Annotated in this window: 13 protein-coding genes; 6 read left to right on the top strand and 7 right to left on the bottom strand. The window is 35.7% G+C overall.

Annotated elements, in window-relative coordinates; translation table 11 throughout:
* Positions 1-38 precede the first annotated feature (38 nt).
* Together J4771_RS11490 and J4771_RS11485 are read left to right on the top strand one after the other, a co-directional pair.
* Positions 39-527 (top strand): dihydrofolate reductase, encoded by a 489-nt coding sequence (locus J4771_RS11490; protein ID WP_224135138.1) that lies wholly within the window; start codon positions 39-41, stop codon positions 525-527.
* Positions 528-644: 117 nt separating this feature from the next.
* Entirely contained in the window at positions 645-1211 is a 567-nt protein-coding gene (locus tag J4771_RS11485; protein ID WP_224135137.1) for a DUF2892 domain-containing protein, read from the top strand.
* A 165-nt stretch (positions 1212-1376) separates the two neighbouring features.
* Here the strand turns inward: J4771_RS11485 and J4771_RS11480 are convergent, their stop codons facing one another.
* The 3 genes from J4771_RS11480 to J4771_RS11470 form a co-directional block, all read right to left on the bottom strand.
* Positions 1377-1955, bottom strand: a complete 579-nt coding sequence (locus J4771_RS11480; protein ID WP_262900200.1) for a trimeric intracellular cation channel family protein — start codon at positions 1953-1955, stop codon at positions 1377-1379.
* Between the two features lie 197 nt (positions 1956-2152).
* Complete coding sequence (gene coaD, locus J4771_RS11475; RefSeq protein ID WP_224135135.1) at positions 2153-2623, bottom strand: pantetheine-phosphate adenylyltransferase; 471 nt, start codon at positions 2621-2623, stop codon at positions 2153-2155.
* Between the two features lie 69 nt (positions 2624-2692).
* Entirely contained in the window at positions 2693-3676 is a 984-nt protein-coding gene (locus tag J4771_RS11470; protein ID WP_224135134.1) for a D-alanine--D-alanine ligase, read from the bottom strand.
* Positions 3677-3887: 211 nt separating this feature from the next.
* Between J4771_RS11470 and lpxK the strand changes: the two genes are divergently transcribed.
* The 4 genes from lpxK (at position 3888) to dinB (ending at position 7864) form a co-directional block, all read left to right on the top strand.
* Complete coding sequence (lpxK, locus tag J4771_RS11465; protein WP_224135133.1) at positions 3888-4913, top strand: tetraacyldisaccharide 4'-kinase; 1026 nt, start codon at positions 3888-3890, stop codon at positions 4911-4913.
* Positions 4897-5715, top strand: coding sequence for a purine-nucleoside phosphorylase (locus J4771_RS11460; RefSeq protein ID WP_224135132.1), 819 nt, complete (start codon positions 4897-4899; stop codon positions 5713-5715). The genes lpxK and J4771_RS11460 overlap by 17 nt, the downstream gene beginning before the upstream one ends.
* A gap of 486 nt (positions 5716-6201) precedes the next feature.
* Positions 6202-6372 carry a hypothetical protein gene (locus J4771_RS11455; RefSeq protein ID WP_224135131.1) on the top strand — a complete coding sequence of 57 codons (171 nt, stop codon included), beginning with the start codon at positions 6202-6204 and terminating at the stop codon, positions 6370-6372.
* 406 nt (positions 6373-6778) lie between these two features.
* Positions 6779-7864: a DNA polymerase IV gene (gene dinB / locus J4771_RS11450; protein ID WP_224135130.1), complete on the top strand. Its 1086-nt coding sequence runs from the start codon at positions 6779-6781 to the stop codon at positions 7862-7864.
* Between the two features lie 114 nt (positions 7865-7978).
* On the opposite strand, the gene J4771_RS11445 is transcribed toward dinB, so the two are convergent.
* From J4771_RS11445 to J4771_RS11425, 4 genes are all read right to left on the bottom strand, one after another.
* Entirely contained in the window at positions 7979-8896 is a 918-nt protein-coding gene (locus J4771_RS11445) for a helix-turn-helix transcriptional regulator (RefSeq protein WP_224135129.1), read from the bottom strand.
* Between the two features lie 191 nt (positions 8897-9087).
* Positions 9088-10017, bottom strand: coding sequence for a metallophosphatase domain-containing protein (locus J4771_RS13275; RefSeq protein WP_317196342.1), 930 nt, complete (start codon positions 10015-10017; stop codon positions 9088-9090).
* Entirely contained in the window at positions 10014-10703 is a 690-nt protein-coding gene (locus J4771_RS11430) for a hypothetical protein (RefSeq protein WP_224135128.1), read from the bottom strand. The genes J4771_RS13275 and J4771_RS11430 overlap by 4 nt, the downstream gene beginning before the upstream one ends.
* Positions 10704-10733: 30 nt before the next feature.
* Complete coding sequence (locus J4771_RS11425) at positions 10734-11153, bottom strand: hypothetical protein (RefSeq protein ID WP_224135127.1); 420 nt, start codon at positions 11151-11153, stop codon at positions 10734-10736.
* Positions 11154-11254 lie beyond the last annotated feature (101 nt).

Raw genomic sequence — 11254 nt, 5'->3', positions numbered from 1 at the left:
TACAAATTATGTGCTAAATTTGTAAAAATTTCTAAAAAATGATAACATTAGTGGTCGCAATGGGACTGAATCGTGAAATTGGCGTTGATAATCAGTTACCATGGCATCTTCCGAAGGATTTGAAACATTTTAAAGAAATTACTTCCGGTCATCCAATCATCATGGGCAGAAAAACGTATGAAAGCATCGGAAAACCGCTTCCAAACCGCACCAATATCGTGATTTCCAGAAAAAAGGATTGGTTCGAAGAGGGAATCCTCATCGTAGGAAGCATTAAAGAAGCGATTAAGTTCGGTCAGAAAATTGACGAAGACATCTTCATCATCGGTGGTGGAAATATTTTCGAACAAACCATGGATATAGCCGATAAATTGGAAGTCACCGAAATTAAAACCAACATTGAAGCCGATACTTTCTTCCCAAAAATCGACCCAAAAAATTGGACAAAAACGGATGAAGTTTGCCACGAAAAAGACGAGAAAAATAATTTTGACTTTTGTTTTCAAACATTTCAAAGAGCCAAGTAAAAAGAGGCAAGAGCCAATTAAAATTCGTGCTGCTTTCGGCGGTGCGTTGAAATCTTCCGACTTCCCGCTTCCATCTTCCATCCCAAATTATTACCTTTGCACATCTAAATTTTAACAATGAACAAATACATAAAATTCGTTATCGCAGCTATTATGATTGCTGCAGGAATTTACTTAATGTTTAACAGAAATGTAGGTTACGGAATTCTTTTGGTGATTCTTTCCGCCGTTCCAATTTTCCTGTTTTTTAAGAACGAGAATATCCTTTTGGCTTTTTGGTTTTTGAGAAAGCAAAACATGGAGAAAGCCACTCGTTGGTTAAATAACGTCACCAATTTTCAATCGCAACTTCACAAATCTCAATACGGATATTTTCATTATTTGCAAGGTTTGACTTTAGCTCAAGACCACCCTCAAAAAGTTGAGCCTTTAATGAAAAAAGCTTTGGATTACGGTTTAAACATGAAACATGACCGTGCAATGGCGACTTTGAATATCGCAGCAGGAGCTTTACAAAAAGGCAGAAGACAGGAAGCGCAAAAATTATTGGAAGAAGCAAAAAGACTCGACACCGCAGGAATGATGACCGACCAAATTAAAATGTTGAAAGACCAACTGAAAATGCCTTCAATGCAGAAACATGCGCATAATCCGAACATGAGACAAAGAGGGAAATTCTTTTAAGAGCCAAGTAAAAAGAGCCAAGAACCAAGAAAGTGAATGGTGAATTTGCTTCGCAGTGAATTCGACTTCGTCGGTGAATTAAGCTTTAACAAAATATATAAATCCTGAAATTTTTTCAGGACTTTTTGTTTGTTCCGGCTTCCATCAACCAGCTTCCATCTATTTCTACATTTCCGAATTCTGGTCCGTTCCATAAAACTTCGGCATTTGCCAATGGTATTTTACCGCTAAAGTTCGAATGAGGACAATCAATAAAATGGTTGAAATTTGCACGAAAGTATAAGACAGCGTAGTAAATTTTGCCAACATCATAAATATACTTCCGCCTACAATACAAGCAGTTGCGTAGATTTCTTTCCTTAAAATTAAAGGAATTCTGTTCAACAAAATATCACGGATAATCCCTCCAAAACAGCCCGTAATAGTTCCCAAAGTCACACATATTATGGGATGTAAATCTGCATTCAATCCTTTTTGAATTCCGACAATCGTGAACAACCCCAATCCAAAACTGTCGAACAGAAATAGTGTCACCCGAAATTTTTTCTCTAAAGATTTAAAAACCATTGCAATAATACAGGTCACAAAAATCACTGAGCAAATTACCAAATCGTGCATCCAGAAAACCGGAACGCCCAACAATAAATCACGCACCGTTCCGCCACCAACAGAAGTTACAAACGCAATAATCAAAACTCCGAATGGGTCGAAACGTTTCTGCATTGCCGCAAAACTTCCCGACATGGCAAAAGCGATGGTTCCCAAAATTTCGATGGCGAGGTTGAAGTTTTCGTGTAATTGCAAAATTTTCTAAATTTTGTTTGTTATGATTTGACTTTGTTGGATTTTTATTTCGTTGGATAATAAAAATTCTGCGAATTTTGGACAATTGACTACGTCGAACCACTGCGTTAGGGTTCACGATTTTTCCCTACAGTACATCATTGTTTAGGAACTCTTACCGCTTCCGGAACCAACAATTCATAATTTCCATTAAACGTAATAATTTCCCGAACAATACTGCTGCTGATAAATGATTTTCCTGCGGAAGTTAATAGAAAGATGGTTTCCACTTTATTTTCCTGCGTAAGTTCACGGTTGGTTTGTGCGATGGCTTTTTCAAATTCAAAATCGGCCGGATTTCGAAGTCCGCGAAGAATAAAGTTGACGTTTTTGCTGCGGCAATAATCAATAGTCAAACCTTCAAAATGATCCACTTCAATATTGGGGAAATCTTTGAAAGTTCTTTTGATGAAATCCATTCGCTGTTCCAAAGAAAACATGTATTTCTTCTGCGAATTCTGACCAATGGCGATAATGATTTTATCAAAAAGCGGATACGCCCTTTCAACGATATCGAAATGACCAAGCGTGATTGGGTCGAAAGAACCCGGGAAAACTGCAATTCTCATGAATTAGATTTGAGATTTTGAGATTTGAGATTTGAGATTTTCTATCCCTTATCTCAAATTAATTATTATTTATTTTGCTAAAGCCTTTTCAACCTCATTTCCGCAAAGATCTTGGATAGAAATTCCGTAATGTTTTGCCTGTTGAGGAAGAATTGAGGCGGGTGAAAATCCCGGATTGGTATTCATTTCGAGCATGTAGGGAGTTCCGTTCATGATGATGTATTCACTTCTTGAAAAACCGCTCATTCCCAAAGAATCATAAGCTCTTTTTGCAATTTCCTCGACTTTAATTCGGGTTTCGTCATCGATTCTTGCCGGCGTAATTTCTTCGGAAGCGCCTTCATATTTTGCTTCGTAATCGAAAAATTCTTTGTGGGGAACAATTTCAGTTATTCCCAGAACAATGGTTTCTCCGGCAAAATCCACAACTCCGACCGAAACCTCCATTCCGTTGAGGAAACTTTCAATTAAAATTTCATCATCCTCTGCAAAAGCAAAATCCAATGCTTTTTTGAGTTCGGATTGTTCCTTCACTTTGGAAATTCCTAATGATGAACCGCTCTGATTGGGCTTTACAAAAAGTGGCAATCCGAGTTCTGCTACTATTTTATCTTCATTAATTTCTTGTCCGTTTCTCAAGTAAATGCTTTTCGCAGAAGGTATTCCGTATTTCGAAAGAACAGCGAGCGTGTCTTTTTTATTAAAAGTCAATGCGCTTTGATAGAAATCGCAACCAGTATATTTTTGTCCGATGGTGTCCCAATACGCCTGAAGTTCACCATTTTCACCCGGTTTTCCGTGGATGATGTTAAAACACACATCGAATTTCACTGTAAAACCGCTATCTAAATTCACCGAAAAATCCGCTTTGTTGATCGGACTTTTCTGTTCGCGGTCATCCAAAAAATACCATTCATCCTTCAGAATCACCACTTTATACACATTGTACAAATCGCGGTCGAGGGAATCGTAAATTAATTGTCCGCTTTTCAGAGAAACTTTGTATTCATCGGAATAACCGCCCATTACAACGGCTACATTTTTCTTGCTCATGAGTTTTCTTTCTAGTTCAAGCAAATTTAAACAAATTGTTTAAAAATAAAGAGTTCAGCGCGGAAATATTATGACATTATAGCAATTTGATTTGATAGGAATTGTGGATAAATTGAACTTTCTCCATTTTATTTTCCCCTCAAAAAATCGTAATTTTGCCGGCTATGAAATCGTAAGGTTTCATGTGTCCATAAAAAATAAACATCTTCACATGAAAAGATGGTATCTCTACCCTTTTTCCCTTGTTTATCATTTGGTAACGGGCATCCGTAACTTGTTTTATAACCTGGGAATTTTTAAATCAACTCAATTTAAAACTCCGATCATCAACGTCGGAAATCTTTCTGTTGGCGGAAGCGGTAAATCACCGATGGTGATGTATTTGGCGGATCTTTTGTCGAAACATTACAGAACGGGCGTACTTTCAAGAGGGTACGGAAGATTGACCAAAGGTTACGGAATTACCAATTACGACAGCAATTACAAAACAGTTGGAGATGAAGCAATGCAGTTGTTTGAAAGATTCAAAAATCGTTTCGTGATCGGTGTTTCGGAAGAACGAGTTCCCGGTGCGAAAAAGATTATCGACGATATGGATTTGGATGTCTTGATTTTGGATGACGCCTATCAACACAGAGCCATCAATCCCGGATTCAATATTTTGATGACGGATTACAACGACCCTTATTTTAAAGATTTTTTACTTCCTGCAGGTGATTTACGGGAAGGAAGAAGAGGTTCAAAAAGAGCGCAAATTGTGATGGTTTCAAAATGTCCCGATGATTTGACGGAAGAAAAAAAGCAATACTATATTTCGAGAATTAAACCTCAACACAACCAAAAAGTGTTTTTTTCAAGCATCGGTTATGACGAAAACATTTATGCACACGACAAATTTTTGCCGGATAACAATTTAAGTTATTACGACATTCTTTTAATCACCGGAATCGCAAATCCGAAACCACTTCTCAATCATTTGTCAAGATTTTCGCAAAGAGTTAAGCATTTAAAATTTAAGGATCATCACAATTTCAGCGATCAGGACATCAAGAATATTTTGGCTGAATATAAAAAACTTGGGGAGTACAAATTGATTTTAACCACTGAAAAAGATTACGTTCGTTTAAAGACATTTGATTATCTTCGAGACCTTGTTTATTATTGGCCAATCAATGTAAACATCGACAAAAAAGAAGAATTCAACCAAATCATTTTAGATTATGTTAGAAAAAATTAAGGAAACCGCCCATTTCATCAAAAATATCATCAAGGAAACTCCCGATTTTGCTATTGTTTTGGGTTCCGGTCTGGGAAAACTTCAAAAAGAGGTTGAACCCATTCATGTGTTGGAATATCAAGACATCCCAAACTTTCCACAAACTACCGTTGTTGGACATGGCGGCAAATTAATTTATGGAATTTTAGAGGGCAAAAAAGTCTTGATGATGAGCGGCAGATTTCATTATTATGAAGGTCACGACATTAAAACCGTTGTTTTTCCTTTCCGTGTTTTTCATCTTCTTGGAATTAAAAATCTGATTGTTTCTAATGCTTCCGGTGGAGTGAATCCTAATTTTCGCGTTGCAGATATTATGTTGATTAATGACCACATTAATATGATGCCTGAACATCCGCTTCGTGGAAAAAATTTGGACGAACTCGGACCGAGATTCGTAGATATGAGCGAGCCTTACAACAAAAAAATGTTGCAAGTCGCAGAAAATTTTGCCAAAGAAAACAATATTCCCGTTCATAAAGGTTGTTACGTTGCTTTGCAAGGACCAACTTTTGAAACTCCCGCTGAATACGGAATGATTCGCGCAATTGGCGGCGACGCGGTTGGAATGAGCACCGTTCCCGAAGTCATCGTTGCAAAACATCAAGGGATGGACTGTTTCGGAATTTCCATCATCACCGATGTTGGTGGACCGGACATTGCATTTGCCGTTTCGCATGAAGAAGTTTTGGAAGCCGCAAATAAGGCAATGCCGAACGTGATTAAAGTGGTGAAAGGTTTGGTGAAGAATTATTCAGGATAAAAATTTCTATTAAAAAACTGATAATCAGAATATTTTGTTGATAATATCTTTGTCCAAAAAATGTTAGAATGTGGATAAACTCCAATTTACCTTTTAATAAAGGAAACGTTATCCACAATTTTCTCTCAATAACTTCTTGAAAATCAGTTGATAAAAACAATTGTTTTTATTTGCATTTTTGATTCGATCTGTTCATCTTTACATCAACAATCAAGTCAAACTTGCAGAGTAAAAAAATCTAAACCGAAAGGTTAAAAATTTAAAACTCAAGTTAACTGAATACAAAATTGAACTTCAAAAGATTTTAAGATTGACTGGAAACCGTAAGGAAGAAGCCAAGAAATAAAAATCCCGAAAGTGAAATGAAGTTTCAGATTAGCGCAAAAGACTTAAAGTATCAAAACTTTGAAAAGCCGTTTTAAAATGGAAACCGTAAGGTGAAATGGAAGAACGAAACCTCAAAGCGACGATTTAAAAGTTGGAACTTTGACCGAAACAGAAGTTTTTAAACCAATTCAGAAAAAGGATGGAAATTGCAAAATGGAAATCACAGATTTGAAAAAAGAAAAAACAGGAAACAGAAATTACGTTGAAACTGAAAAGTGTTTACTGATTTGCAGAAATGAAGAAGCAGAACCGAAAGGAGAAGTTTTTTAAATTAAATTTTTAAAAATCGGTACTTGATGTGAAAACAAAAAGTGAAAACTTTAACTGATGATTCAGCAACCGGATTTGCAAAAATTCAACAGCAGAATCATCAGTTTTTCTTTGACAATCAAATTTTTTACATAAATTTTTAAAGTTTTAGCGCCCATTTTATTGGGAAAGCAAAAAATTTTTCCAGAAGACGCGAGGGAAGATCGCGTCTTTTTTTTACGAAAATTTTTAGATTTGAAAGTATTTTCAAATATGCAAAATTTTGTCACGTTGAGGTGAAGTTTATCCTGAGCTTACCGAAGGGAAGCGTCTTTACATATTATTATCCAAAACCATTTTCTTATAAATTCTTCATCATTAAAAACATAAGTTTTTAGTTTATTAGTCAATTCTCTAATTTTGTTGCATGCAACACCGCAAAATCATACACGTCGATATGGATGCTTTCTACGCTTCCGTGGAACAGCACGACAATCCCGAACTGCGTGGGAAACCTGTTTGTGTAGGTGGCGGAAAATATGGCGTGGTTGCAGCAGCAAGTTATGAAGCGAGAAAATTTGGAATCCGTTCTGCAATGCCGGGAAGAATGGCGATGGAAAAATGCCCGCATTTAATCGTCGTAAAACCGAGATTTCAACGATACAAAGAAATCTCCCAACAAATCCGAAATATTTTCTACGAATATACCGATTTGGTGGAGCCGCTTTCTTTAGATGAAGCCTACCTCGATGTAACTGAAAACAAAAAAGAAATGGAATCCGCCAACGAAATTGCTCGGGAAATCCGTAAACGAATTTTTGACGAAACAGGATTGACTGCTTCTGCGGGAATTTCCATCAATAAATTTTTAGCGAAGGTCGCTTCCGATTACAACAAACCAAACGGACAAAAAACCATCCATCCTTCCCAAATCATAGAATTCATGGAGGAACTTCCCATCGAAAAATTCTTCGGAATCGGGAAAGTGACGGCAAATAAAATGCATGAACTCCATATTTTTAAAGGAAGCGATTTGAAATCAAAATCTTTGGAACAGCTTACGGGATTGTTTGGAAAATCGGGAATCTATTATTACAACGTCGTTCGCGGCATTCACAAAAGCGAGGTGAAACCTTTCCGCATCCAAAAAAGTGTGGGAGTTGAGGAAACCTATTGGGAAAATTTGTTGGATGAAGAAGCCGTTTTTAAACAACTGAAAATCATCAGCGAAGATTTAGAAAGTCGCCTTAACAAAAAGGAAATCAAGGGAAAATCTTTAACGCTGAAAATAAAATATAAAGATTTCAGCGTTTTTACCCGAAGCAAAACGCAGGAAGTGTATTACGAAAACGCACAGGATTTTTTTGAGACTTCACAAAAATTGTGGGAATTGAGACCTTTTGACAAACCTGTTCGTTTGCTGGGATTGTCGTTGTCGAATTTAAATACGATGGAAACGAAATTGGTTTCGGTGCAGCTGAAAATTAATTTTCCCGATTTTGAATATGAGTGATGAATGAGTCTTGCTTGATTCGTGGATGCTTCATCGATAGTTCATGGTTAGTTCATGAAATGTGTTTGGTCAAATAATAATGAGCCGATTACGAAAATTAATCGGCTCATTTGTCTATGAATAATACGAAAGCATTTCTGATATCTCGCTCTTAATTTCGTTCCGAAAACTTACGGGAGCAATAACTTTTACACGGTTTCCATAAGAAAGGATTTCCTGTTTGAGATCATACGTTGGATAAAGATGGAGTTGGATTCGGAATTCTTCGCCGTTATCAATCAAAGTTTCCTGCGAGTGGTGAAGCGGCAAAGATTTGATGTACTGACCTTGATGCGCGTCGAAACTCAATATCACCTTTTCCAAAGCATGTTCATTTTTTGAAATAATACCAAAAAGATTTTCATATTCTGCGCCGATATCGACTTTCTTTCTTTTAAAGGTGGAGTTTTTTATTTCTAAATTCGAGATTCGGTCGAGTCCGTAAGATTTTAGTTTCAACTCGCCATTTTGGAAAACATTTGCCAAAAGATACCATCTGTATTTGAATTCTTTCAGCGCATAAGGTTCCAAAACAAGTCTGTTTTCTTCTTCCTGAGAAAAACTTCTATAGTCCAACGAAATCAATTTTTTGTTGATAATCGCATGAACCAAACCATGAAGATTTTGCAAGCCCCTCGATTTTCTCTGCTCGAAAAACATGATGTCGGTTTTGTCTTTCGTTTCGCGATACGCCTGAACTAAAAGCAAATTATCAAAAACACTGTCGGAATTGTTTTCCAATTCTTCTCCGCTGATGTAGTACACGTTGTTTTTTCGGGAATAGGAAATCTCGAATCCCATGATTTCGGCGATGGCTTTTTTGTCGCGCTCGAATGTTTTTTTGCTAAATTTCAGTTCCTGTTCCAAGTCTTTTCCTGCGAAGTGGTATTCAAGATATTCCTCGATTTCTTCGTAGGAAGCGCCTTTTTCTTTGCGGTTTCGCAAAAGCGTTTCAATGAATTTTAAGCGGAGGATTTGTTCGTTTTTTGCCATGGGATTTTTGGTTTGATTTGGTTGGAATTTGTTTGAGATAGTTTGATTTTGTTTTGGCAAATGTAAGAAAGTTAAACGACAAATTATGGCGGTTTAATAAAAACTTCGCCAAAGTTTGGAACTTTGGCGAAGTTGGATTTAACCTTGTCGATATTCAAAACTTTGACAGGCTAAGTCAAAAGTTAGAATAATCAGCTACATATATTAAAATTCTCCAACAGTTTTTCAATATTCTCCTTTCCCACAGGATTTTGGCTGTGAACTACAAAATTGATTTTAGAAATTCCGTTGTCCAAACAATACTTCACCAAAAATTTCGCGCAGTCGAAACCCGTTTTTCCTTCGCCCAAATCATGATCGAAACTGATGAAATCGGGAACGCTGTTTTCGTTGATGAATTGCACAAATTCTTCATAGTTGTAAACTCGCACAAAATTGTCGGGAGTTTCTCTCACATCATCGAGATAAAGATTTATCCCATTTTGATTTTTCTTAAATTCAAAAACGATCACTTCATTCACCATTTCATAACGCTCATTCAAAACACTGCCGTTCATAAATGTGGTGAATTCATTCCGCTGAATTCCATAATTTTCGTGAATATGCCCGAAAAGGTGATATTTAGGTTTTATTTGATTTACTTTTTTCAAAAGTTCTTGGCAACCTACATTTAAGCCCGAAATAGTTTTATCCAAAATTCCGAAAGGCGGACCATGAGTAACCAAAATATCTGTATCGGTAGGAATCTGTTTCCAAATTTTAGCAATGACTTTTCCACGATCAAGGTTGAATGCCCAATTAAAAAACGTCGGTGTATAAGGTGATCCCCAAATTTTTATGCCGTCAATTTCTACGGAAGAATTATAGAGGTAAAAGGTATTTTCATTTAGAAATCTTTGGATGCTTTTCGGCGTTTCTCCTTCAAAAAAGAAATCGTGGTTTCCTGCAACGAAAATTTTGTAACGATAATCTAATCCGGAAAACCACCGAATAAAATCCTCCACTTGGTAATCTCTTCCCATTTTGGAAATATCGCCGCTGTGCATGATGAGGTCTGCTTTTGGCAAATCTTTCAGTTTGCGATGTTGGGAATGCGTGTCGGAAAGGAAGAGGATTTTCATTTGTTATTTCGAGCCGATCTAATATTTTCTAAAACCAATTCAACATTTGACCACTTTTTACTTTTCCTTAAATATCTAGGATGTTGCAGTCTGTAACTATGTAAAGGTAAAAACGGAGAAGACAGTTTTGCAATTTCTTTCAAACTTGTTTCGTTATTTAAATTTTTAAATTTTACTGTATTATGTAAAAGGTGGTTAATTGCAAAATCCCAATTAGCGCCCGTAAAAAAAATTACAATTTCTGGCTGGAGAATTTTAATTTCATCACTTAATACATTAAAATTTTCGTTTAAAACATAGAAATCATCATCATCATTAATTGTACCTCCTGTTTCCGCAACACAAAATTTGGAAACATTTAACCACATAAAATCTTTATTGTTTCCACTTTTTAATAAATTATTTTTAAAATCATAAAGATATTCCCAAAACGCAGTATAACTTTTACCACCTTTATCACAAAGTTTGAAAGATTTATATTTATCAATTAATTCTTTAACATTGTGCGAAATATAACCAATCCAACCATTTGCTTCTTGACCAACAAAAAGTATTTTGGTAGAAGCATTTATGTAGTCATCAAATGCAAATGCTAAATGTGGTCCATCGTAAAGCTCCCTATTAACAGAAACTTTCTGCAAATTCTGCATTTGTTGTTCATAAAGATTTAAAAGTTCTTCATTCATAATTTTAATTTTCTCAAAATTAACAAATTTTCAAATGGTTTTTACAAAATAATTTAACCAAATACGATCAATCCAACTCAATCCCTTCAGAAAGTTATCATTGGTTTTGCAAAATTCATAACATCTTTCATAAGTTTTAACAATTTCCCTTTGATAATCATTTTTAGCATAAATATTGGGAAGTTTATCAATGATAAAATCTTTGTAAAATTGGTCAATGTTGTCATTTAAAACCACAGAATATTTCGTTTCATCTTTAAAAAAATCACGAAACAGTTTCTTTTCCTGTTTTCCGAAACTTTCTTTTTCATACTGCATTTGCAAAATTGCTGAAGTAAAAATTAAGAGGAAAAGAATTCTTTCGCCACCTTTTTCAACTTTAAAATCATCTCTCCATATTTGGAAAGAAAATTTTCCTAAAGGCTTCTTGTTCAATATTTTCTTAATCATTTTCTCCTGTTTTTCTGATGCTAAAACATAAACTTTATTTGGAAAAATTATTATTCCATCTCGAAAAATTTTGCTGATTGTGAAGTTTGCTGCCATATTTA

Origin of the sequence: Candidatus Kaistella beijingensis, assembly GCF_020084865.1 — a bacterium.
Taxonomy (GTDB): domain Bacteria; phylum Bacteroidota; class Bacteroidia; order Flavobacteriales; family Weeksellaceae; genus Kaistella; species Kaistella beijingensis.
This window is presented reverse-complemented; position numbering and strand designations above follow the sequence as displayed.